The following is a 24,877-nucleotide window of genomic DNA, read 5'->3' as shown; positions in this document are numbered from 1 at the left end:
AACTACTAATTTATATTATTATATCTTTTACATTACAAATTAATGCATTTTATTTAGTAAAAAAGAATAAAAATTGCTATTTTTTTAAACCATTAACAATTTTAACATTTTTTCCTAAACAAAAATTCGCTTTTTGATTTAATTTCGGAATGTTCTCATTCTCATCAGAATATAACATTTTGTGAGCATTATAAAGATAATGACCAAACTTTCCTTTTAATTCTCCAATTTCAGCTATGTAAGCGTTAAACTGGATTTTTCCATCAATAAGTTCTTCTTTGTATTGTGCAGCAAAATTCGTGATAATTTCTTTACCATCATAATTTATTTTGATGTTTTTATAAAGAAAATCATAAAAAGCGATATTATTTTGAGGAATTGATAAATATTCTGCGATTTCATTATTAACTATATCGTTTTCGTAAATATACTTTAATCCTGAAATTAATGAAATAAAAATCATTTTGCGCGTATATTCTCTATAATAATCATCTTGATAATGACCCGCTTCAAATAAAATAGTAGGAACATTTAAAAAAGTAAACATATCACCAATACAAATGATGTTGAAACCATCGTCGAATCGTCCAACTTGATTAGGGATATGCTCTTGCAATTCTTCATTCATTGCCACAATAACATTCATAGCTTTGGAACGAATTTCATTTACATCGCGATTTTCATTGAAAGAAGGTGCTAAAAAAGAAACGGTTGCTACATTTCCAGTAGTTCCAGCGCCAAAAATGGTTCTTTGATCATGAAGATTGTAGCAAAAATCAGGTTTAAAATCTTCAAAAGTTATACGAAGTAATTGACTTTCGGGTTGAGACAAATCGACTGAATCTCTATTTAAATCAACTTTATTGGCATTTTCACGAGTATATAATTCGGCTCCATCAGGATTCACCATTGGAATAAAACAAAAAGTAAATTCTTGAAGCAACTTCACTCCTATTTCTTCTTGCGAATGAATTACATTGAAGAAATCAAATAAAGCTTTTGTCGTTGTGCTTTCGTTTCCATGCATTTGCGACCACATGAAAATTTTTGTTTTTCCAGTCCCAATAGTATATTTATAAATTGGCTTTCCTAAAACCGATTTTCCAATTATTTCAGATGGAAACTTCGATAAAATCGGTTCAATATCTTTTAATGTAATATATCTTCCAAAAAGCGAGTTGGCTTTATGTTCTTTATGTAGTTCAATGTAATTCATATTTAGTAAATATAATTAAATGCAAATGTAAACAACTTGAACTATCTGAAAACAAAAAAGCCTTCAATAAATAAGTTATTGAAGGCTAGAAAATTAATTTTAAATTTATTTTCTAAGAAGATATACACTGCTTATTCCGGGCTCTAATCTTGAATTGATAGGCATCATATCTGCATTTGTTGTAGGCATAGAGAAAGTGAGAAGTTTTCCACCATCCTTCAATCTTTCGGCTATATAAATGTTATTTGTTTCATAATCATATGCAACATCTACTGGATTTCCAAGCGAGGAATTTGGTCCGTAAACTCTCATTTGATTTGACATTGAAATAGTACCTAAATTGGCAGTTGAACTTACTATTGATGAAAAGTTATTTATTACAATTAAACCACCATCATTGTCAGACGTTGCTGAACCAACATCTGTTAAAATCATTCTGTTGTCTTTTGCTGAATAAAAAATTCCGTGAGTTCGAACTAATCCCTCAATTGTTATCCTTTTCGTTGGAGTTATAGTACCATTTGCATTCGAAAAGAAATTTTCAAATACAATAATATCACCAGTTAAATCTGCCGTTGCATAAAGTGTATTTCCATCTAAAAATATTCCCCAATTTTTAAAATCAACTGTGTAATCATTTAGTAATGTAAAACCATTGGATGTTTTTTGATACACTAATAATTTATTAGTATTTGAGTTAGCTGCATTTTGATCTTGAGTTACAACAACTTTATTTCCAGAAACTGCAATTTCTCTTGGGTTATTAAAATTTGAAGTACTCGAGTAACTTAAAGTTAATGAGGAAGAAGCACTCATTATTGCATTATCAACATTACCATAGACTTCTAATACATTGTTTGTTCGAGAAGCTAGAACTATTTCATCTAAATCACTATCATAATAAACACCGTCTGCATCTGTTGAAGGTATCATAAAACTCATAACCGACGGTGTTATTTGTGATAAGTCAGATAACGTTACTTTGCCCGAAGTGTTACTGGCAGTTACTAATTTAAATTCTGATTCAACAGGAATTGTTGAAGGCATATCATCATCATTATTACATGATACAAATGACGCAGTAAAAACTGCAAGAAAGAAAAGATTTGATTTCATAAATACTATATTTTTTTGTTTATAGCTTTATTTACGAAAACAAAATGAATTTGGATTTATCTTATAAATTGTCTTTGTGGAATCTTCCCAACAACGCCATCGTAAAATGGTAAAACTTGATTCATATCTTCCAAATAATTGCCCGTTGCGATAAATGGTTCTCCGATTTTGACTTCTTTTTTACCAAAATCAAAAGCTACTGGAAGTATTGGCACATTGGCTTTTAAAGCAATATAATAAAACCCAGTTTTTAATTCTGATACCAACTTTCTTGTACCTTCTGGCGCAATTGCTAATCGTAATTCGTCATAATCATCAAAAGTTTTTGCAATGGCATCTACCTTATTAAGACCACCTGTTCGGTCTAATGGTTTTCCGCCCATCCATTTAAAATACCAACCAAAAGGGAATTTGAATAATTCTTTTTTACCTACAAAATGCATTGGCACTTCGGTAATTCCTCTTGTAAATAATCCTAAATAGAAATCGTGCCAACTTGTGTGAGGCAAAACCATAAAAACACATTTATTTACATTTAGATTGTTAGCGCCAGTTATTTTCCATCCCATTAATCGGAAGAAAATAAATTCATAAAGTCGTTTCTTCATCTCAAATATTTTGCGTAAATTTAGCATTAATCTATTATTTTTGAGAAAATATTTTTATTTATGCTATCAAGATTCTTAAGCTACTTCATTCCAATAAACGTTATTAAGAAAAACTCCACTATAAGTAAAACTTTGGAGGTTACATGGAACAATGGAGAGTTAGTTTTAGATTCGAAAAACACCAATTATTCTTATGGAAGTTTGCAACGAATATTGAGAAAAGGATTGAAATATATTGGTTTTGAACGTATTAAAAAATTTGAAAACATCTTAATTCTTGGTGTTGCTGGCGGAAGCGTTATAAAAACGATTGTTGACGAAATAAAATTTAAAGGAAAAATAACAGGTATTGAAATTGATGCTCAAGTTGTTGAAATTGCGAATAAATATTTTAAATTGAATGAAATAAAGAATTTAGAATTGGTTGTTGACGATGCATTTGAATTTGTTTTGAAAACCAAAGAAAAATATGATTTGATTGTAATAGATATTTTTCAAGATACCAAAATGCCTAATTTTTTGTTTGAAGATTTTTTTATAAATCATGTAAATTCTTTGCTAAAAGTAAATGGTTTCATTCTATTTAATACAATGGTAATCAATGAAAAAGATAGAATTAGAAACGTTGATTACAAAAAGAAATTTGGCGGAAAATACTCTTTACGAATGTATCCAAAAGTTGAAATTCACAATGAACTGTTTACTATAAAAAAACTTAGATAATGAGATCGATTTTAAGGAAACTTCTGGTTGGTAAAGTTTCTAGAGATTACAAACCCAAATACAATTCTATTCAAAAGAGAATTTTGAATATAAAATCTATCTGGAACAACGACCATCAAGATGACAATGGAATTGAAAAGATTGTCAGATTATTTCTTTCTGTTTCGCAGTTGCTTTTTCCTGGTGTTTATATAAAATATTTAGCATGTAAAATCAAGTATGAATACCAAGATTTGGCAATGGATATTTATATTATTTTGAAGATGATTTTCCCGATTTTAATTTTGCGAAATCATTGGCAGAACAATGAGTTTCTAATTTGGATAATGTTATATGTTCTTTTAGAAACTGTTCTATACATTCCGACTTTAATATTTGCATCCGATTTATTCTCAAAACCTCGTTCTTATAAACGCTCTATGTTGCTTTTGTTTTTCAATTATTTGGAAATTGTGATTGCATTTGGCGTGCTTTACACATTAGGTGACAACATGAATAAACCTTTTGAACATTGGTTTGATTCGGTTTATTTTAGCATTGTAAGTTCAAATTCGATTGGTTTTGGCGATTATTATCCAATTACAACTTACGGAAAAATATTAGTTAGCATTCAAGCTATGTTTTTCTTATCCTTTGTGGTTTTGTTTTTGAATTTCTTTTCTACAAAAGTTAAAACAAAAGGTTATTTTGATAATGAATAAGCTATTTAACAGTAGTTTAATCAAAAAAAGAACTGTTATTTTTTGATAAAAAATTACTATTCACTACTTTAGTGTGAGTACTAATAATTGTTAATCATGACAAAAAAACCTAGCACACTAGTGAATGCTCTTGACGATAGCAGAATGAAATTACTATCCCAAAACCAAACTTTGGAAGAAGTTTATTCAATTTTACATCAAAATGAAATTGAAAGAGATAGTATAAAAAATGAGCTGAATACTGAAAGTAAAACAATTACTAATAACTTTAACTATTTTGAACTAGAAAAAGAGAACGTTTATCACATTAACTCAATTCAAGATGTTTGTGTAGATTATCGTTTGCGATTTCTGGACAGTATATTATTTAACAATGAAATACCAGAAGAAGCAATTTCTAAGATTAGATTTCTTGAAAAGAAACACAATACAAAACTAAAAGGTTTTAAAATAATGGCTCCTAGCAGTGCCTTTTTATTAAAAAAATACGATGACCCATTACTATTTGTTCCAATTGATACTAATTACTACTACTTGATACATAAATGGGGAAATGAAATAAATCCTTTGAGAAAATATTCTGTATTACCTATTAAAAATTTGGGAACATTTACGGTGTTCTGTTTAATAGTAAGTGCTATCATATCATTTTTGGTTCCAACAAATAATTTGAGTAAATCAGTACCAATGGCACAGTTAATCGTTTTTATATTTAGCTTTAAGTCAATTGTAGCGGTTATTGCCTATTACTTTTTTATGATGGGTAAAAATTTCAATACCGTTATTTGGAATAGTCCGTTTAAAGAAAACTAATAAAAAAAAGCTCTACATTTCTGTAGAGCTTTTTGTTTATAAAATCGAGAGAAATTATTTTTTCTCTTTCTTTTCTTTTTCCATTTTGGCTTTAAGACCAGCAAGAATTTCGTTGTTATCTCCAAGAGTTTGAGCAGGAGCATTAGTTGTTGCAGTTTCTGCAGCAGCTTTTACTACTTTTTCCTCTTCTTCACGGAAGATAGCCGTGTGAGAAGCTACAACTCTTTTGAATTCTTTGTTGAATTCGATAACTTTGAAATCAGCAGTATCGCCTTTTTTCAATTTTTTACCGTCTTCTTTTTCTAAGTGACGAGTTGGAATAAAAGCAACGATATCATCACCAAATTCAACTGTAGCACCTTTGTCAACGATTTCAGAAATTTCACCATTGTGAATAGTTCCTACAGCGAAAGAATCTTCGTATTGATCCCAAGGATTAGCAGTAGTTTGTTTGTGACCCAAAGATAATTTACGTCCATCAACATCTAATTCTAAGACTACAACGTCTAATTTTTCACCAACGTTTACAAATTCAGATGGATGTTTGATTTTCCTAGTCCAAGATAAGTCAGAGATGTAAATTAATCCATCAATTCCTTCCTCTAATTCTACGAAAATACCAAAGTTTGTAAAGTTTCTTACAGTTCCTGTATGTTTAGAACCTACTGGATATTTAGCTGTAATATCAGTCCATGGATCTTGTGTCATTTGTTTGATACCTAATGACATTTTACGGTCATCTCTATCTAAAGTTAAAACAACAGCTTCTACTTCATCACCAACTTTTACAAAATCTTGAGCACTTCTTAAGTGAGTAGACCAAGACATTTCTGAAACGTGAATTAAACCTTCAACACCTTCAGCAACTTCAATGAAAGCACCGTAATCAGCGATAACTACTACTTTACCTTTCACTTTGTCACCAACTTTTAAGTCAGCTCCAAGAGCATCCCATGGGTGAGCGTTTAATTGTTTTAAACCTAATTGAATTCTTGTTTTCTCATCATCAAAATCAAGGATTACAACATTTAATTTTTGATCTAGTTCAAGAACTTCACTTGGGTGATTGATTCTAGACCAAGAAAGGTCAGTAATGTGGATTAATCCATCAACACCACCTAAGTCAATGAACACACCATAAGAAGTAATGTTTTTAACAACACCTTCTAATACTTGTCCTTTTTGTAATTGACCTATGATTTCTTTTTTCTGAACTTCGATATCTGCTTCGATAAGCGCTTTATGAGAAACTACAACGTTTTTGAATTCGTGGTTAATTTTTACCACTTTGAATTCCATCATTTTGTTTACATATACATCGTAATCACGGATTGGTTTCACATCAATTTGTGAACCTGGTAAGAATGCTTCAATTCCGAAAACATCTACAATCATACCACCTTTAGTTCTACATTTAACAAAACCTTGAACGATTTCTCCAGTTTCGTTAGCAGCAATAACTCTATCCCATGATTTGATAGTTCTTGCTTTTCTGTGAGATAATACTAATTGACCTGTTTTATCCTCACGGATGTCGATTAATACTTCTACTTTGTCTCCAACTTTTAAGTTTGGATTGTAACGAAATTCGTTAAGTGAAATTACACCTTCCGATTTTGCGTTAATGTCAACAATCGCGTCTCTTTCAGTAATTCTAACTACTACACCTTCTACTACTTCTTCTTGGTCAGTAGAAATAAAAGTTTTAGATACTAAATCTTCAAACTCTTGTAAGTTTTTTTCGTCTACTGCATCAATTCCTTCTGAGTAGTTGTGCCAGTTAAAACCTGCTAAAAAATCCTGTTGTTCTTTGTTTAATTCAGACATGCTGATAAAAAATTTGTATTTTGTTTTTCATGAGTTTCTTTAAGCGATAGAAAAACAAAAGTGTTTTTACTTAAATAATTGATTTCCAAACGAAACTCTACTCTGCATTTTGGACTGCAAAAGTAATCATAATTTATTAATTACAAAATATTTTTCAAAGAAAAACCCTTATTGAGTTTGATTTCAGAAAGGGTTTACTATAATTTATGTTTAAATAATTATTCTTTGATAAATTTTGTGCTAGAAACACCTTTATCAGATAGTACTTTTATAAAATAATTTCCTTTTTTTAAACTTGAAACATCAATGGTTGAAATATCTTTTGCATTTGGAATTAGTAAAACCAATTGCCCTAAAGTATTGTAAATGTTTATAGAAGAAACTTCAACATTTTCTTTGGTTTGAATTGTCAAAATATCTTTTGCAGGATTTGGATTTATTGAAAAATAATCAACAAAGTCAAAATCTTGGTTAGCCAAAGAACAATTAGAATTAACAACACAATTAGTATATCCATAAGTGGCTACTATATCTTGAACTTGAATTATTTGCGCTGTATCGGCACAAACATATTGCAAATTCGGGTTATTATTCAAAGCAATAAAGCTTTCAGTTATACCATTTTTAATAAATAAGTTTGTTAATTGATTTGATCCACAGTCTAACCAATTAAGTGAACTGTTATTTGATAATTCCAAACTATTTATATAGTTAGTTTCTATATCTAAAGAAATTAAATTAATATTTTGTGAAAGATCTAATTCTGTTAATTGATTTGAACTACAACTAATGTTTGTGAGACCAATATTTTGAGTAACATTTAAACTTGTTAAATTATTATAATCACATCTAATATCAATTAAGTCTTGATTTTGTAAAAAATTTAATTGAGATAAATTGTTACTTACACAGGAAAACACTTCTAAATTTATGTTCTGAGAAACATCTATATTTGATAAAGGATTCAAACTGGTTTCCAAAGATTCTAAAAGAATTAAATTATGCAAATCAATAGAACTAATATTATTATTGTAGAAAATTAATATTTTAAGATTTATTAAATCATTTACATCTAAAGTAGATAAATTATTACTACTACATCTTAAATCTTGTAAATTAACCAATCCATTAACATTTAAATTATTCAACTGATTATTATTGGTACAAGAAACATTTAAAAGATTTGTTAAACTACTTAAATCAATTGAAGTGATGAGATTATTATATTGACATGTAAACTGTGTTAAATTATTCAAACCTGTTAAATTCAAATTTACTAATTGATTTTCTATACAATATAAAGAAGTTAAGTTTGAAAAATAAGCAATTCCTTCTATTGAAGAAATAGTATTTCCGTAAAGATATAATGAATTGACTTCTAAAGCTTCATTCACATCAATTTCCCCATCGTCATTTGAATCAATTTTTAAAAAAATGTTATTTGAATCCATCGCAATTTGATTATTTATTACATCGGCTTCTAATAATTTTGCTTTAAAACCCAAATCAGGAAAATTAATAATCTGCGCATTCAACGAAAACCCAAAACAAAATGCAAAAAGTATAAAGTAGATATTTCTCATAATCAAATATTTAATAAAACAAATATACAAAATAATGTGTAAGAAAAAACCCTTTCACGTTTATTTTGAAAGGGTTTTGAAAATTTATATTTTTAATGACTCACGTTGGCCACTTCGTCTGGATTGTGCTTGTGTTTGAAGAAAATAGCGAATAGAACTGCAACTACTAAAGCATAACCTGCAAAAGCAAGCCATATTCCATGCCAATCTCTTGCTCCATCATGTGTGAAATAGTTGTCAATAACTATTCCGCTTATAATTCCGCCAAAAAAGGCTCCGAATCCGTTAGACATCATCATGAATAGTCCTTGTGCTGATGAACGAATTTTAGAATCGGTTGTGGTTTCTACAAATAATGAACCTGAAATATTGAAAAAATCAAATGCCATTCCGTAAACTATACAAGAAGTAATAATCATCCATAAACCGTCAACTGGATTTCCGTAGGCAAATAAACCAAAACGTAAAACCCAAGCCAACATTGAAATAAGCATCACTTGCTTAATTCCAAATCGTTTTAAGAAGAAAGGAATTGCCAATATAAACAAGGTTTCTGATATTTGAGAAATCGACATAATAATAGTTGAATATTTCACAACAATAGAATCGGCATATTCTGGAACTTTTGAAAATTCAGATAAATAAACATCTCCATACATATTTGTAAGTTGCAAAGCACCTCCCAAAAACATTGAAAAGATAAAGAACAATGCCATTTTGTATGTTCCAAACAGTTTAAAAGCACTTAAGCCAAATTTTTCAGCAAAAGAGGCATCGCTTGAAATTAATTTTTGCGGTGGACATTTAGGCAATGTAAAAGAATAAAATCCAAGAATAAAAGCTGCTAAAGCTGATAAATAAAACATATTATATGAAGCTTTATTTCCAGTTAGATTGGTTATCCACATGGCGGCAATAAAACCAATTGTTCCCCAAACTCTAATAGGCGGAAAAACTTTTACAACGTCATAATTATTGTTTTTAAGAATGTTATAAGCAATTGAATTTGACAGAGAAATTGTCGGCATGTAACAAAGCATTGCGGCAAAAATTACATAATAAAAAGTAGTTGGATCTTCAACTTGAGGAATATAACACAACGCCAATCCACCTAAAATATGAAGAAAACCATATAATTTTTCGGCATTTACCCATTTGTCAGCAATAATTCCTGTAATAGCTGGCATGAAAATAGAAGAAATTCCAAGTGTTGAAAAAATGGCTCCAAATTCTGCTCCACTCCATTGTTTGGTTCCAAACCAGTAATTGGCAACTGTTATCAACCACGCTCCCCAAACAAAAAACTGGAGAAAACTCATAAGAGTCAATCTAAATTTTAAACTCATAACGAAATCGTTTTTTTAATGTAAATAGATTGTAAAACTAACATTAAAAATGAGAAATGCAAAAAAAAGGTTTCAGGTTGTAAATTTACTTTTTATGACTTTAATAAAATTGTCGTTGATGGATAAAATCTCATGTCTGTATGCGAGTTTCATATGCTTGTAATTACTACCATTATATGATTATAAAAAAAAATGCAATAGTATTTTTAAACAATGCTTCTAATAATAATGACTAACTTTGCTTATGTCAAAAAAAAAGATAAATTTGTAAGAATAAATAAAACTACATTATGAATTTAAGAGCAAGATTAAGTATGTCATTATTATTCTGCAATTTAGCCTTTAGTCAAATTAATTTTGAATCAGAAAAAGTTATATTGGAGCAATATCAAACGCCATCTTTAAATTCAGAGATTATTATTGAAGATTTAAATGGAGATAATCAAAAAGACCTAATCTCAATCTCATTAAATCTAGGTCTAATAACATTATACCAGAATTCAAATGGAGATTTTACCTTTAGCATTCCTACATCAATATTACAAAACCAAAGTGAATACCCGAGCGGAGTGTCAGTTATTGATATAGATAACGATGGATTAAAAGACATTATCACTTCAAATTATTTTGGTAATAAAATAAATTGGTTTAGAAATTTAGGCAATTTTACCTTTTCACCAATGGCAATATTAATGAATATCACCAATGGTCCAAATCGCTCTTATATATGTGATGTTGATTATGACGGAATTAATGATATTGTTCTTAATCTAAATGCAAATGATTCAGTTGTGTGGTTAAGAAATAATGGAAATGGTACTTTCATGAATCCTCAAATAATATATACTACTAATGCCTATAATATTACTAAATTAGTATGTAGAGATTTAAATAATGACAACCTGCCCGAAGTTATAATTGGAGATGAAAATAGTAATGTTTATTGGCAAAAAAACTTAGGCAATGGTGTTTTTGGAATAAAAACTCAACTTGCAAATGCAAACTCAGGTATATCTTTTGAATTTGAAGACATAAATAATGATGGCTTTAAAGATTATCTTTCAACTTCAGGAACTAGTCTATTAAAAAAAATTAGTGCTTTTGGAAATAGTTTTGGAATAACTCAATCTAATATACTTTCAAGCTCATTTTCTGATATAAAATTTAAAGATATTGATGAAGATGGACTTACTGATTTAGTTGGTTTATCTTCATCTGGTATTTCTTATTTAAAAAGATTTTCAGATGGAACATTTGGAAGCTATATTTCTCTAATATCTGTCACCCCTATAAACTGTTTTATTGCCGACGACTTAAATAATGATTCCAAAACTGATTTTATTATCTCTTCTTATGACTCCGATCCAAACGATAATGACAATACACTTTTATCATATATTAATAATAGTTCTAACTCTTACTCTGAAACAATTATAAGTTTTTACAACAGTTTTACTTATAAAGTTAAAGTTGCAGATATTGACAATGATGGAAAAAAAGATATTATCTCTTCATTAAATGCAGTTGTTTGGAACAAAAACAAAGGAAATGGAGAATTCACTTCATACAAAAAAATATCAAACTACACTAGTACATTGCAAACATATGATATTGAAGTAGTTGATGTTGACAATGATAATGATTTAGATGTAGTTGCCGCTAGAAAAACTGTTCTAGAAGTTCATTATAATGATGGCAATGGTAATTTTAGTCTAGGATATAGTTTGCCTCTGCAGTACAATTCATTTAATATTGAAGTAGTTAATATAAATAATGATTTATTAAAAGACATTGTTTTAACATTTGGAAAAACTGGTCCAACTGGTTTAATAGCTTTAGCATGGATTCCTAATTTAACAGGAACAACTTTTGGAAGTTTAACCACAATAGGACTGATAGGCAATTATTACACTCCTTATTTGATAGAATGTCAAGATATGGATAATGACAATGACATTGATATTGTTAGTTATTCTTCAGTCAACGGTAGCTTTCATTTACACCAAAATAATGGAAGTGGAATTTTTACTATAAACGCGATATCGGCTGTATCAAATTTAAAATGTATAAAAATTGAAGATTTTGATAATGATGGCGATAAAGATATTTTTGGAGGTATTAAAGAAATTAACTATACTGGTATTTATCTTATTAAAAATAATGGAATGCCCTCAACTTCATTTGAAAGCCCGTTATATATTCAAAATATAAAAGCAGATGATATTAATTTTATAGATTTAAATGAAGATGGATTTAAAGACTTAATAGGAGTTTACACAATTTCTGGTATACCCGATATTTCTGATTTATATTATTTAATAAATAATAATGGTATTAGTTTTGAAAATAAAATTTCAATTGATTTGCAAAACACATGGAATTATTTTAGTCTTTTAGCAATAGATGATTTAAATGATGATAATAAAAAGGACATAGTTGTTGGTTATAATGGTTCAACAAAATATACTTCTTTTTACCTTAATTCTTCTACATTATCGATTGTTAATAATATAATTCCCGACGAACTAGTAATCTACCCTGTTCCTTTTACTGAAAAATTAAATTGGGAAATACCCAAAGACAATTCACTTTATTATGATGTAAATATTTTAGACGAATTTGGTAAATTAATTTATTGTGAAAAAAAAATAAGCAAAACTTCTATTGATTTATGTTTTCTATCTAAGGGAGTTTATGTTATTAAATTAAAATCAGACTCAAAGGAATATTCTCGAAAAATAATTAAGAACTAATTTAAAACTTCTTCAACTAATTCTAAAACAGCTTGAAACTGTTCTTCTCTTGATAGATAGGAATTGTCAATTTCGATGGCGTCTTCAGCTATTACTAATGGCGAATCGTCTCTGTGAGTATCAATATAATCGCGGTCTTGAACGTTTTTTAGCACCTCTTCATAGGTAACTGAATCGCCTTTGGCTTGTAGTTCGTCAAAGCGTCTTTGTGCACGAGTTTCGGCACTTGCGGTCATGAAAATTTTGAGTTCGGCATCGGGAAAAACTACGGTTCCAATATCACGACCGTCCATAACGATTGCTTTGTCTTTTCCCATTTCTTGTTGTTGCTCGACTAGTTTAGAACGAACTTCGGAAACTTCGGCTACTTTGCTAACAAAATTGGAAACTTCGATGGTACGGATTTCTTTTTCGACATTGACATCGTTTAGATACATTTCGGCAAAACCTAAGTCGGCATTGAATTGAAAATGTAGTTTGATAAATGGTAAACTATTTTTTAGTGTGTCTTTGTCAAAAAACTCATTTGAAATATAGCCGTTTTGCATAGCAAAAAAAGTTACAGCACGATACATGGCACCAGTATCAACATAAATGTAACCTAAATGTTTTGCTAATTGCTTGGCTAATGTGCTTTTTCCAGTTGAGGAAAATCCGTCGATGGCTATTGTAATTTTTTTCAAAAGTTGTTTTGTATAAGTTATAAAGAATGCCTAAAGATTGAAAACAACCCCGATTGCAGCAAGTATCCTCGTCTCATTTTTATGAGGCGAGATACTGTGGAAAGCGGGAATATGGTTTATAAAAATGCCCAAAAGTGATGTTTCTAATTATTGTTCAGCAAAATTAATTGATAATCCGAATAAACTTGTATTTCCTGCCAAAGTATATCTGGAATAGGAATAATCAAATTTTAATCGTCCCATTTTGAGTCCAAAACCAAGTGAAATTCCTGAAAAATTTCGTTGTTCTTCTAACTTAAGCTCCTCACCTCTCCTAAAATTATAGCCTAAGCGAAGATTAAAGCCTTTTCTGGGAAATAATTCGCCACCAAAAACCACATGTCGCAGTGCATTGTTGAAAAAAGAAACTTTTTCTTGAGTGGTTTCTCCATCTAAAGTGCTTTGCGCTCTGTTAGGATTTGAAAAAGCAAGATTCCATTGTTGAAGATTTTCTAAAGTTAAATGCCAACGTATAGGCACATTTTCAACTTCTTGAGAAATTCCTGCCATAATTTCTAATGGTAATTTCTCATTTACTTCATTATAAGCTTTAAACTGTGTGCCTATATTACGAACAACAAGCGCATAATTAATATCGTTTTTTTCATCGATGTATATGGCGCCAATATCGAGCGCACCACCATAAGACTGGTAACTTTCTAAAGTTGATGAAATTAATTTTCCGCTTGCGCCAATATGCAAATCAGTGAAAGGAACGTTGTATGCGTAGCCAAATGAAAGAGCAATTTCGCTTCCGGTAAAGGATGAAGTTGGGTTTCCAATTTCGTCATAACCGTCTATATTTCCATAATTTACATAGTTAATTCCTGCCTGAAATGTTTGCACGTGACGATCGTAGGTATAAGCATACGAAGCAGTTCCGTAGGTAACTTCACCAAAATAGCTTCCGTAATTAACTGATAGTCTATTATCCATATCAGGATTTATAGTTGCAGGATTGAAATTGGCTTGGTTTACATCATAATCATAAATAGTGATGGTTTTTCCACCTAAAGCAGCTTGTCTAGGAGAATTTACCAAGTTTAGAAATTGGTAAGTTGTTTTACCACCAATTTGACTAAAAACCAGTGTGTTAATTAGTATAAAAAAGGAAAAAATTATTTTTTTTGACATACAATTGCTATACATTATGCTAATGATAACGTAAATGCGAAGATATTATTTTTAAAGCTAACAAGACAAATTGTAAAAATCTTTTTTTGAAAAGTTAATTCAAATAAAAAAGGATAAAACAATGAATGCTTTATCCTTCCCAATTTTTAGTTTTATGACATTAAAACCATAAAATTAATTTCAATATTAACAAAATAGCAGTAGGTTTACGTTTAATTCAACTTGGGGAAATTGTTTAAAACTTTATTTCAATAAATATTGTTATTAATTCTGACACGAATATATATTAAAAAACCGATAAAGTAAAAATAAAATCGATGAAATACATCATTTTAATTATTTTGAAATAAAAAACTTACCTAAGGAGCTAATCTTTCAATTTTCCAAAAGTAATCATCTTGTAATGTAAATCTAATTCTGTCATGAAGACGGTTTGGTCTTCCTTGCCAAAATTCAACTTGAATTGGTCTTATCAAAAAGCCGCCCCAATTAGTGGGTCTATCAATTTGTTTTCCTTCAAATTGGTGTTCTAATTCTTTCAATTTATTTTCCAGAATCGCTCTAGATTCAATAACTTCGCTTTGGTTAGAAACTATTGCGCCTAATTTGCTTCCATCAGGTCTAGAGGCAAAATAATTATCAGAAATGATTGTGGATGCTTTTTCAGCAATTCCTTTGATAATAACTTGTCGCTCCATACTATGCCAAAAGAAAGATAAACAAACATTAGGATTAGCCGTTATTGCTTTACCTTTTTCGGAATCATAGTTGGTGTAAAAAATAAAGCCTTCTTCATTATATTTTTTAAGTAAAACAACTCGCGATTTTGGAAAACCGTCTAAACCAATTGTAGAAACTGTCATCGCATTTACTTCATCAACACCACCAAAATCTTCTACTTCATAAAACCATTTGTGAAAAAGATTAATTGGATCTTCGGGAATATCGGTTTCAATCAACTGACTTTTTTCGTATGATTTTCGGTAATTGCTTAAATCTTCCATTTTAGTATAAATTAAAATTCAAAAGTTTTTCCATCATCTGCCAATAATACATTTGGAAAAATCGTTGTTGCTTCTTCTGCAAATTTAATGATTGAATCGTATCTTGTCGAATAATGTCCCAACAAAAGTTGTTTTACATTGGCTTCTCTAGCAATAGTTGCCGCTTGTTTAGCAGTGGAATGCATTGTTTTGTTTGCCAAAGCTTCTTCAGTATCTAAAAAAGTGGATTCGTGGTATAAAATATCAACATTTTTTATAATCGTAATAATGCGTTCATCATATGCCGTGTCAGAACAAAATGCGTAACTTTTAGTTGGAATTGGATCAAAAGTCAACAACTCATTTTCAATTTCGGTTCCGTTATCTAAAGTGATATTTTTGCCGTTTTTTATCTTTTGATAATAGCAAGTTTCAATTCCATATTCATTAATGGTATCGATATTTAGCTTTCTATCGCCAATTTTTTCTTGAAATAAAAACCCATTAGTATAAACACGATGTTGAAGCGGAATTGTTTTTACAAGCACTTTTTCATCTTCATAAATCACTTCACTTTCGGTTGATTCAAGCTCGTGAAAATACAAACCATAATTTGTCCAGGAATTAGATAATTTTAACTGCAATAATATTATTTCTTTAACTCCTTTTGGTCCATAAATATGCAAATCTGTAGTTCTACCTAATAGCATAAATGTTGAAACTAAACCTATTAACCCATAAAAATGATCACCATGCAAATGAGAAATGAAAATGTGATTAATCTTTGAAAATTTCACTTTGTTTTTTCGCAATTGCACTTGAGTTCCTTCACCGCAATCAATTAGAAATAATCTGTTTCGTATTTCTAAAACTTGCGAAGTTGGATTGGTAAACGTTCTTGGTGTAGCTGCATAACAGCCTAAAATTGTTAATTTCACATTTTAAGTTTAAAAGTTTAGTAGTTTAAAAGTTTAGAAGATTTAAAGTTTACACTTTAACCTTCTAAACTCCTAAACTTTCTTTATTAAATATCTAATTACCGTTTCTGCTGCATATAACCCAAAAAGTCCTGGCATATAGCTATTTGTTCCGTAAAAAGATTTTTTGTAATTTGAACCATCTGTCATTTTCAAACTTGTTTCGTCTTGAATTTCAGAAGAAAAAACAACTTTTAGTTTATCAATTTTATGTTCTTTTAACCTTCTTCTAATGGTTTTGGCAAACATACAATTTACAGTATTGGTAATATCGGCAACTTTTACTTTTGAAGCTTCCATTTTTCCGCCAGCGCCCATTGATGAAATTATTTTTACACGTTTTCTTTTGGCAGCGATAATCAAATTTAATTTTGGTGTAACACTGTCGATGCAGTCTAAAACATAATTAAACTCTTCAGATACAATCTCAAAAGCTCGTTCTGGCGAAAGAAATTCTTGCACACGAATCAATTTCAACTCAGGATTTATATCCATCAATCTGTCTCCAACAACATGTACTTTTGGTAAACCAACTGTTGAATGCAATGCTGGTAATTGTCTGTTAATGTTGGTGATATCAACCGTATCACCATCTACAATCGTCATTGAACCAACGCCTGCTCTTGCTAAAAATTCGGCTGCAAATGATCCAACGCCGCCAAGTCCAACCACTAAAACATTTGCTTTTTTTAAATTTGTTAATCCTTCTTCTTTAAATAAGAGTTCTGCTCTTTCTTGCCACTTTGCCATTTATAAATTGTAAATTTTTATATTAGATATTAGATTTAAAAACTGTAGTGAAATTGTTATTTACAGTTTCTATTATTTCAGTTAATTTTATGTTTTTGTAATCTGCTGCTAATTGATAAACTTCGTTTAAAGGCTCAATAATAGTATCTGTTTCAAGAAAAAATCTATCATTTGGAATGGATTGAAAAATACTTTTTAATTCAGGTTTTTGCATTAAATATTTTCCAAATGAAATATAAAATCCGTTATCAATTAATTGCTTTGCTATTTGTTCATTTTTTGAAAATCCGTGAATTATCATTGGAACTTTAACTTTCAACTGCTTTTTAATTTCAATTACTTCTTGAAATGCAGCAACACAATGCAAAATTAATGGTTTTTGGTGCTTTTCGGCTATTAAAATTTGTTTTATAAAAACTTCTTTTTGAATTTCAAGCGGTATTTCAATTCGTTTGTCTAATCCGCATTCTCCAAGTGCCAAACATTCTTTTGATTTTAACTTTTCATCAATCAATTTCAAATCGTTTTCTAATCGATTTTCGTTAATATACCAAGGATGAATTCCAATAGAATATGTTGAAATTGTTTCGTCAAATTCCCACGGATATTGATTGACAATCTCTAAAATGCTAGAATCATTCGTGAATTGATGTGTATGAAGATTGATGAATTGCATTAAAAAAAAGTAATATTAATTTTTGATGCAAAAATAGCAATAAATTAGAACTTAACTATATTATTAATTTGTATGTAAACAGTATAATTTGAAATTTACTCGTCAAAAATTTCATACATTAAATAAAAAAGTTAAATTAGCACAAAGCAAAAATATATGAAAAAAAACGAGCTTATCTTTTATATATTCTTTTTATCAGTTATAGCAACTGCTAAAAGTCAAACACATTCAACAATAAATGCTTCTTTGGATTTTTCGAAAAACATTGATAACCATTATTTTATAGAAAATAAAGGGCAATGGTCTAGCGATGTATTGTATCTAACTCAAATGGGCGGCTTGAATGTTTGGATTACAAAAAATGGAATGCAATATGAGTTTTATAAAAATGAATTAAATGAAGATTATTCTACTCATGATCTTACTTATAAAAAGAAAAAACAAATTGGTCATCGAATCGGGTATATACACAAAGGAAATAATCAAACAAATCATACCGAGGGCAAACAAAAACTAACTAATCATTACAACTATTTTATCGGAAAGAATTCGAGTAAACATGCTACCAATGTTGGATTATATAAAGAAATTATTTTAAAAGAAGTTTATAATGGTATTGATATGAGATACTATTTTGACAATGGTTTGTTGCGTTACGATTATATTGTTCAGCCAAATGCTGATCCTAACCAAATATCATTCAGTATTGATGGAAGCAGTAAAGAAACTTACTTAAATAAAAAAAATGAATTAGTATTTGAAACATGTTTTGGAGAAGCGAAAAATTCAGACTTATATTGCTATCAAAAAAGTAAGAAAAACAAAGTTGAAGCAACCTTTATAAAAATTAAAGACAATTGGAAAATTAAATTAGAAAATTATAATAAAAATGAAGAATTAATTATTGACCCACTACTCTATTCAACCTTCATAGGTGGTAATCATGATGATGTTGGAACTTCATTAACTATAGACTCTTCAAATAATGTTTATGTTACAGGGTGGACATCTTCTATAAATTATGACACTACTTTAGGAGCTTTTCAAACAGTAAATGATGGCGGAAATTATGATGCCTTTGTAAGTAAACTCAATTCTTCCGGAACTACACTACTATATTCAACCTACATTGGCGGAAATGAAGATGATGTAAGCAATTGCATTAAAGTTGATGAACTAGGTAATGCTTATATTGTCGGCAATACAACTTCTTTTGATTTTGATGTAACTTCAAATGCTATACAAACAACCAAGGCTGGTTTTTTTGGTAGCTATGATGTTTTTGTATGCAAACTAAACCCAACAGGTACTTCTTTACTATATTCTACTTATTTAGGAGGAACTGATTGGGATTTTGGAAACTCAATTGTTATTGACTCAATGCATAATGCATACATTACTGGCTTATCAAATTCAGCAGATTTTCAAACTACTTCGGGAGTATTTCAAAATGTAAATGCTGGCGGAAACGGTGATGTTTTTGTTAGCAAATTAAATTCAACAGGAACGGCTCTAATTTATTCAACCTTTATTGGCGGACAAGGTAGTGAAGGTGGCACTACTTTAGCACTTGATTCTTCAAATAATGTTTATGTTACTGGATCAACCGATTCAATAGATTTTGACATAACAAACGGAGCTTATCAAACAGTAAATAATGGTGGCAAAGATGCTTTTGTATGCAAACTAAATACTTCTGGAAGTAATTTGATTTTTTCTACTTTAATAGGAGGATTGGGTAATGATATAGGAAGTTCAATAGCAATTGATTCTTTAAAAAATGCATATATCACTGGAAATACTAACTCTGTAGATTATGATGTTACTTCTGGAGCTTTTCAAACAGCAAACATTGGAGGTAAAAATGATGTGTTTGTAACTAAAATCAATAACATAGGGACTTCTTTGATTTATTCTACACTTATTGGTGGGAATAATGATGAAAATGGAATTTCAATAATTCTTGATCAGATGGAAAATGCATATATAACAGGTGTAACAAATTCAAATGACTTTGATGTTACTCCTGGCGCTATACAAACAACTATTACTGGGATAAGAAAAGAAGTTTTTGCAACAAAAATAAACAATAATGGAACTTCACTTTCGTACTCTACTTACATTGGTGGAAATGGAGACGATGGCGGTAATTCAATAGTCATTGACTCAACAAACAATGCCTATATTACAGGTTATACAGCATCATCAAATTTTGATATAACTGCTGGAGTTTTTCAAACAACTAAATTTGGTTCTTCTACAGATGCATTTGTTACCAAAATATGTATGAATGAAATTCCCTCAATAATTTTGACTTCTAATGCAAACACTATAAATCAAACTTTGTGTGTCAATTCACCAATTGAAACTATTACCTACTCTACAACTGGAGCAACAGGAGCAGATTTTAGTGGCTTGCCATCAGGTGTAACAGGAAGTTGGTCTGCAAATGTTATTACTATCAGTGGAATTCCTTCAGCATCATCATTATTCAATTATACTGTTAGCCTAAGAGATGGATGCAGTCCAATAACTTCAAATGGAATACTATCTGTTAACCCATCACTAACATCAAATTTTGCTGCAATACCAGATTTATGTTCAGGTGAAACAGCACCAACATTACTTAACACTTCTCCAAATGGTGTTACTGGAACATGGTCTCCGCCAATTATTAGTAATATATCAAGTGGTAGCTATATTTTTACTCCCTCAAATAGTTGCGATATTGGACAAACAATTACTGTTAAAGTAAATCCTGTTGAAACATTAACAATTACCAATCAATTATATCCATTTAGTGATGAAATAAATGACCTTGAAATAAATGTATTACCCAAAGGAACCTATTTATATAGTTTAGATAATTCAAATTTTCAATTAGAAAATATTTTTAAAAATGTACAAAGCTGTAACCATGAAATAAAAGTGAAAAGCATAGATGGCTGTAGTGTTTCTGACCCAATAAACATCTTTATTTATGGCTATCCAAAATTTTTTACTCCAAACAATGATACTTATAACGACTATTGGAATATTTCTTGTGCAAACAATTTTGACCCAATGCTTGTAACTATTTTTGATAGATACGGAAAGTTAATAAAACAATTTAATTCAAACGAAAATGGTTGGGACGGAAAATTTGAAGGACACGAATTACCATCAGACGATTACTGGTTTTCAATTGAATATTTAGAAAATGGAATTTCTAAGATATTTAAAAGTCATTTTACAATGAAAAAATAATTTGAAAATTGATATAAGCTTTAAAGTTTAGTCATGAAACTTTTTTACACCAGCTCTAATTTCGATATTCAAATCGTTTTCTAATGGAACAATCGGACAAGAATATTTGTGATTATAAGCACAATATGGATTGTAAGCTGTATTAAAATCAATAATAATAGTTTCAGATTTTGGAATTCTAATATCAATATATCTTCCGCCAATGTAGCTTTCTTTTCCGCAAGTTAAATCTGAAAATGGCAGAAATAGATAATCTTCGTAGCCTTCTTTCTTAGTTAAATCAATATTTTGATAAACATTCAATTTATAGTCAACATTATCAATTGTAAAATGAAATTCGCCATATTTTACATACTCTGGAAGTCTATTGGTAGAAGTTTTCATTTTAAAAACCTTTTCGTTTTCAGTTCTAACAAATGTAGCTTCAACTGCAAATTTTGAATTTATAGGAAAGAAATCCAAACCTTTAAAAACTGCCAAATCTTCATCCGTCTATGGACTTTCGCCAACAGTTGCGTATTCCTTATTTAATTGTTCCTGTGAAAGTTTGGCTGATTCTTCTGTCCATTTTTCTTGTGCGTTTGCTCCAAAAAGGAAAAGAAAATTAATTATAAAAAGAAGTTTTTTCATGCTATTAATTTTTACAAAAATAGTTTAAAAGTTGTAAAGCCACAACGTAATAAATTCTACATTTGCAAAACAACAAATCTAACCATGTTTAAAAACGCTTTTCGTAAGTATATCAACAATTTCAGAGGTTTCAGAAGAGAAATCTGGATTCTTACGCTCGTGACTTTTATAAATCGAGCAGGAACAATGGTACTTCCGTTTTTGTCGAAATATTTAAACGATGATTTGCATTTTTCTTTACCTCAAATTAGAGATGTATTGATATGTTTTGGATTTGGTTCAATGGTTGGATCATGGCTTGGTGGTAAATTATCAGACAAAATTGGATTTTATAAAATAATGATTTTCAGTTTGTTTGTTAGCGGTTTGATGTTCTTTGGTTTGCAATATATTACGAGCTATATTGGTCTTTGCATTGGCATTTTTCTAATAATGGTAGTTGCTGATATGTTTCGTCCCGCCATGTTTGTATCGCTAAATGTGTATGCCAAACCTGAAAATAGAACGCGAGCATTAACTTTAGTTAGGCTGGCAATCAATCTCGGATTTGCAGCTGGACCAGCTTTAGGTGGATTGATTATCATGAATATTGGTTATAAAGGTCTTTTCTGGGCGGATGGTGCAACTTGTATTGCTGCTATTTTAATCTTTTGGCTATTAGTTAAAGAAAAAAAGAAACCAGCCGAATCCAAAGAAGAAAAAGCACTTTTTGAAGCTAGTAGAGAATCTGTTTTTAAAGACAAACCGTTTTGGATTTTCCTATTTATGTGCGTGATTACGGGCATATTATTTTTTCAATTATTCACAACAATTCCATTGTATCACAAAATACAATTTGATTTAAACGAACTTCAAACTGGTTTACTGCTTACCTTAAATGGTGTATTGATTTTTTTCTTAGAAATGCCAATTGTTAGCTATATAGAACGCAATAAATTAGATAAAGTAAAAATAGTTTCAATTGGATGTTTCTTGATGGCAATCAGTATGTTCTTAATGATGCTAAACTTTTGGGCTGGAATATTGATCATCATGATGTTGTTTATGACTTTTGCCGAAATGTTAGCCTTTCCATTCTCCAATTCGTTTGCAATGAGTCGTGCTCCCAAAGGTCATGAAGGAAGATATATGGCAATTTTCACAATGTGTTTTAGCGCAGCACATATTTTAAGTGCTATAATTGGTATGGGATTTGTTAATGCTTTTGGCTACCAAATGAACTGGCTTTTCATGGGGATTTTAGGCTTGATTGGAACATCTGCAGGATATTGGGTTATGCAATTAGTTGAAAAAGAAAAATTACTAAAATCCGATTTATAGATAGTTTCGTCTAATTTCCTGGAATGATTGATTGGTAGTTATTAGTTGTTCTATTATTTCTTTTCTTGCACTTTCAATATTTTCGACATTCAAATGTTTTGCCCAAGCGGTTTCTTCTAATAAAGTTCTTATTTGTTTAAGCAATTTGGTAGTTTCAACTGAAGTTCTTACAACTTTATCTTTGTTGAAATTCTCACTTTGTTTGTGATAAAAATTAGCCGTTTTATTTTGATAATCAACTTCGATAAAATATAATTTTTCAAAATCATTTTCGGGATAAAAACCAGTCCATTTTGCAAAACCTAATCTTGTTCTATTGGAATTTGTGGCTTGTAATTTAGGATTCGAATCTAATCTCCATTTACAATTGGCAGCTCGTCCCCAATGATTTGAATAACGATAAACACCATCTTCAGTAAAATAGTAACTACTACCCGATTTGCTTTGATAATTACATTTTAATTCTTGTATTTCATTGAAATCAACTTCTTTGAAAATACAAAAAGTATGCTTGTGAAAATTGGTTCTATTATAGGTTTTCAATCGTTTAAAGTATTTTTTCAAAGGTAAATCAATTTTTATAAAATCATAAATTTCACTTAAATAAGTTAAAAAATTGTAAAACCCTTTTTGTCAAAAAAAATATAATTTTAAGTTTGTTATAAATTTTAAATAAAATCAATCAATAATTAAATCATCAGGTTATGTTACTCAGAAAAAATAGTTTAAAACTGACTTTACTAGTGGCTTTTGCCTTTTTATTTCAGTCAAATTTGCTAGCTCAAGGAAATAAATTTTCCTGGAATAATGACAATGCTTCCAAAGACAATATTTATATGACTTGGAACAAAAACACACCAGAAAGCGAAATGAAAGACGATATCAAAGCGCTTGCTGAGCATGGTGTAACAATTAAATATTCTAATGTTAAAAGAAATTCAAAAGGTGAAATTACTGCCATAAAAATGGAGTATTTTGACAAGCATGGAAACAAAGGTTCAATGCAATTGGATAATCTCAACCCGATAAATACAATTAAATTTTACAAACAAGGTAACGAAGTTGGATTTGGACAACCATCTGGAAATGATATGATTGCAAGCAATGATTTCTTCAATAATTTTGGTGGTGATAGAATGAAACAATTCAATTTTAACTTTGATAATGATAGTTTACAACCTCAAAAATTCAACTTTAGTTTTCCTGACGGACAATCATTTGGACAATCAAAATCGAAAATTATTATCAAAAAAGACGGAAAAAAACCACTTGTTATTGAAGATGGCGAAGTAACTGAAGGAGCAGAAGATTATACACAAGAAGAAATTGAAGAAATCAAAAAAAATAATCGTATTGAAGGTTTAGGAAACGGACAAAGTTTCAATTTCAATTTCGATTCAGATTCGATGGATAACATCAAAGAACAAATGGAACGAATGCAAAATATGTTTCCTAATTCAAAAGGTGACAAAATTAAAATTGAAAGAGATTTTAAATCAAATGATGACGATTTAGAAAAAACAAAAGACGAAATGCTCAAAGCCAAAGAGGAAATGTTAAAAGCTAAAGAAGAAATGCAAAAAGCCAAAAAAGAATTGGAGAAAGCAAAATCCTCCCTCAAAACGCAGAAAGCATAATAAAATCAAAAGAAACCATTCAAATTCAGAATGGTTTTTTTATTACCAAAACATTACTAAACTTAAAAAATAGTTAAATAACTATAAAAATAGTTTTGTAACTAAAAATATAGTTG

22 protein-coding genes are annotated in these 24,877 nt (G+C 29.7%); 7 read left to right on the top strand and 15 right to left on the bottom strand.

Features of this window, described 5'->3' with window-relative positions:
• Positions 1 to 76 precede the first annotated feature (76 nt).
• From O9267_RS03780 to O9267_RS03770, 3 genes are all read right to left on the bottom strand, one after another.
• The gene (locus tag O9267_RS03780; RefSeq protein ID WP_298176156.1) at positions 77 to 1,216 is read right to left on the bottom strand and encodes a M14 metallopeptidase family protein; all 1,140 of its coding nucleotides are present in this window, start codon (positions 1,214 to 1,216) and stop codon (positions 77 to 79) included.
• A gap of 105 nt (positions 1,217 to 1,321) precedes the next feature.
• Complete coding sequence (locus O9267_RS03775; RefSeq protein ID WP_298176153.1) at positions 1,322 to 2,332, bottom strand: hypothetical protein; 1,011 nt, start codon at positions 2,330 to 2,332, stop codon at positions 1,322 to 1,324.
• Positions 2,333 to 2,388: 56 nt separating this feature from the next.
• A complete protein-coding gene (locus tag O9267_RS03770; protein ID WP_298176151.1) occupies positions 2,389 to 2,940 on the bottom strand; it encodes a 1-acyl-sn-glycerol-3-phosphate acyltransferase in 552 nt (183 codons plus the stop codon).
• A 60-nt stretch (positions 2,941 to 3,000) separates the two neighbouring features.
• Here O9267_RS03770 and O9267_RS03765 point away from each other — a divergent pair, with 60 nt between their 5' ends.
• The 3 genes from O9267_RS03765 (at position 3,001) to O9267_RS03755 (ending at position 5,177) form a co-directional block, all read left to right on the top strand.
• Positions 3,001 to 3,663 carry a fused MFS/spermidine synthase gene (locus tag O9267_RS03765; RefSeq protein WP_298176149.1) on the top strand — a complete coding sequence of 221 codons (663 nt, stop codon included), beginning with the start codon at positions 3,001 to 3,003 and terminating at the stop codon, positions 3,661 to 3,663.
• Positions 3,663 to 4,364 (top strand): potassium channel family protein, encoded by a 702-nt coding sequence (locus O9267_RS03760; protein ID WP_298176147.1) that lies wholly within the window; start codon positions 3,663 to 3,665, stop codon positions 4,362 to 4,364. Before O9267_RS03765 ends, O9267_RS03760 begins: the two co-directional genes overlap by 1 nt.
• Before the next feature lie 96 nt (positions 4,365 to 4,460).
• The gene (locus O9267_RS03755) at positions 4,461 to 5,177 is read left to right on the top strand and encodes a hypothetical protein (RefSeq protein WP_298176145.1); all 717 of its coding nucleotides are present in this window, start codon (positions 4,461 to 4,463) and stop codon (positions 5,175 to 5,177) included.
• Between the two features lie 54 nt (positions 5,178 to 5,231).
• On the opposite strand, the gene rpsA is transcribed toward O9267_RS03755, so the two are convergent.
• From rpsA to O9267_RS03740, 3 genes are all read right to left on the bottom strand, one after another.
• On the bottom strand, positions 5,232 to 7,004 hold the full coding sequence (gene rpsA / locus O9267_RS03750) for a 30S ribosomal protein S1 (RefSeq protein WP_298176142.1): 1,773 nt from the start codon (positions 7,002 to 7,004) through the stop codon (positions 5,232 to 5,234).
• Positions 7,005 to 7,222: 218 nt separating this feature from the next.
• The gene (locus tag O9267_RS03745; protein ID WP_298176138.1) at positions 7,223 to 8,587 is read right to left on the bottom strand and encodes a T9SS type A sorting domain-containing protein; all 1,365 of its coding nucleotides are present in this window, start codon (positions 8,585 to 8,587) and stop codon (positions 7,223 to 7,225) included.
• 92 nt (positions 8,588 to 8,679) lie between these two features.
• On the bottom strand, positions 8,680 to 9,933 hold the full coding sequence (locus O9267_RS03740) for a nucleoside permease (protein ID WP_298176135.1): 1,254 nt from the start codon (positions 9,931 to 9,933) through the stop codon (positions 8,680 to 8,682).
• A gap of 290 nt (positions 9,934 to 10,223) precedes the next feature.
• On the opposite strand from O9267_RS03740, the gene O9267_RS03735 reads away from it, so the two are divergent.
• Positions 10,224 to 12,686, top strand: coding sequence for an FG-GAP-like repeat-containing protein (locus tag O9267_RS03735; protein WP_298176132.1), 2,463 nt, complete (start codon positions 10,224 to 10,226; stop codon positions 12,684 to 12,686).
• Here the strand turns inward: O9267_RS03735 and cmk are convergent.
• The 6 genes from cmk to O9267_RS03705 all read right to left on the bottom strand — a co-directional run bounded on the left by cmk (position 12,683) and on the right by O9267_RS03705 (position 17,928).
• Positions 12,683 to 13,369 carry a (d)CMP kinase gene (cmk, locus tag O9267_RS03730; RefSeq protein ID WP_298176129.1) on the bottom strand — a complete coding sequence of 229 codons (687 nt, stop codon included), beginning with the start codon at positions 13,367 to 13,369 and terminating at the stop codon, positions 12,683 to 12,685. The two genes, O9267_RS03735 and cmk, sit on opposite strands and share 4 nt — an antisense overlap.
• A 147-nt stretch (positions 13,370 to 13,516) precedes the next feature.
• Positions 13,517 to 14,542, bottom strand: a complete 1,026-nt coding sequence (gene porQ / locus O9267_RS03725) for a type IX secretion system protein PorQ (RefSeq protein ID WP_298176126.1) — start codon at positions 14,540 to 14,542, stop codon at positions 13,517 to 13,519.
• A 359-nt stretch (positions 14,543 to 14,901) separates the two neighbouring features.
• Positions 14,902 to 15,546 carry a pyridoxamine 5'-phosphate oxidase gene (gene pdxH / locus O9267_RS03720; RefSeq protein ID WP_298176121.1) on the bottom strand — a complete coding sequence of 215 codons (645 nt, stop codon included), beginning with the start codon at positions 15,544 to 15,546 and terminating at the stop codon, positions 14,902 to 14,904.
• An 11-nt stretch (positions 15,547 to 15,557) separates the two neighbouring features.
• Positions 15,558 to 16,463 (bottom strand): ribonuclease Z, encoded by a 906-nt coding sequence (locus O9267_RS03715; RefSeq protein ID WP_298176119.1) that lies wholly within the window; start codon positions 16,461 to 16,463, stop codon positions 15,558 to 15,560.
• Between the two features lie 72 nt (positions 16,464 to 16,535).
• Positions 16,536 to 17,252 (bottom strand): tRNA threonylcarbamoyladenosine dehydratase, encoded by a 717-nt coding sequence (locus O9267_RS03710; RefSeq protein WP_298176116.1) that lies wholly within the window; start codon positions 17,250 to 17,252, stop codon positions 16,536 to 16,538.
• Positions 17,253 to 17,274: 22 nt separating this feature from the next.
• Positions 17,275 to 17,928 (bottom strand): TatD family hydrolase, encoded by a 654-nt coding sequence (locus tag O9267_RS03705; RefSeq protein ID WP_298176112.1) that lies wholly within the window; start codon positions 17,926 to 17,928, stop codon positions 17,275 to 17,277.
• Positions 17,929 to 18,084: 156 nt separating this feature from the next.
• On the opposite strand from O9267_RS03705, the gene O9267_RS03700 reads away from it, so the two are divergent.
• Positions 18,085 to 21,174, top strand: a complete 3,090-nt coding sequence (locus tag O9267_RS03700) for an SBBP repeat-containing protein (RefSeq protein ID WP_298176109.1) — start codon at positions 18,085 to 18,087, stop codon at positions 21,172 to 21,174.
• 27 nt (positions 21,175 to 21,201) lie between these two features.
• On the opposite strand, the gene O9267_RS03695 is transcribed toward O9267_RS03700, so the two are convergent.
• On the bottom strand, positions 21,202 to 21,636 hold the full coding sequence (locus O9267_RS03695; protein ID WP_366521979.1) for a DUF1684 domain-containing protein: 435 nt from the start codon (positions 21,634 to 21,636) through the stop codon (positions 21,202 to 21,204).
• A gap of 30 nt (positions 21,637 to 21,666) precedes the next feature.
• Positions 21,667 to 21,804: a hypothetical protein gene (locus tag O9267_RS14600; protein WP_366521977.1), complete on the bottom strand. Its 138-nt coding sequence runs from the start codon at positions 21,802 to 21,804 to the stop codon at positions 21,667 to 21,669.
• 84 nt (positions 21,805 to 21,888) lie between these two features.
• On the opposite strand from O9267_RS14600, the gene O9267_RS03690 reads away from it, so the two are divergent.
• On the top strand, positions 21,889 to 23,124 hold the full coding sequence (locus tag O9267_RS03690) for an MFS transporter (RefSeq protein WP_298176107.1): 1,236 nt from the start codon (positions 21,889 to 21,891) through the stop codon (positions 23,122 to 23,124).
• Here O9267_RS03690 and O9267_RS03685 read toward each other — a convergent pair.
• On the bottom strand, positions 23,119 to 23,688 hold the full coding sequence (locus tag O9267_RS03685; RefSeq protein WP_298176104.1) for a hypothetical protein: 570 nt from the start codon (positions 23,686 to 23,688) through the stop codon (positions 23,119 to 23,121). The two genes, O9267_RS03690 and O9267_RS03685, sit on opposite strands and share 6 nt — an antisense overlap.
• 140 nt (positions 23,689 to 23,828) lie before the next feature.
• Here O9267_RS03685 and O9267_RS03680 point away from each other — a divergent pair, with 140 nt between their 5' ends.
• On the top strand, positions 23,829 to 24,761 hold the full coding sequence (locus tag O9267_RS03680; RefSeq protein WP_298176102.1) for a hypothetical protein: 933 nt from the start codon (positions 23,829 to 23,831) through the stop codon (positions 24,759 to 24,761).
• The last annotated feature ends 116 nt before the right edge of the window (positions 24,762 to 24,877 follow it).

Source organism: Flavobacterium sp., assembly GCF_027531705.1.
Taxonomy (GTDB): domain Bacteria; phylum Bacteroidota; class Bacteroidia; order Flavobacteriales; family Flavobacteriaceae; genus Flavobacterium.
Note: the sequence above shows the minus strand (reverse complement) of the source record. Positions and strands in the feature narration are given on the sequence as shown.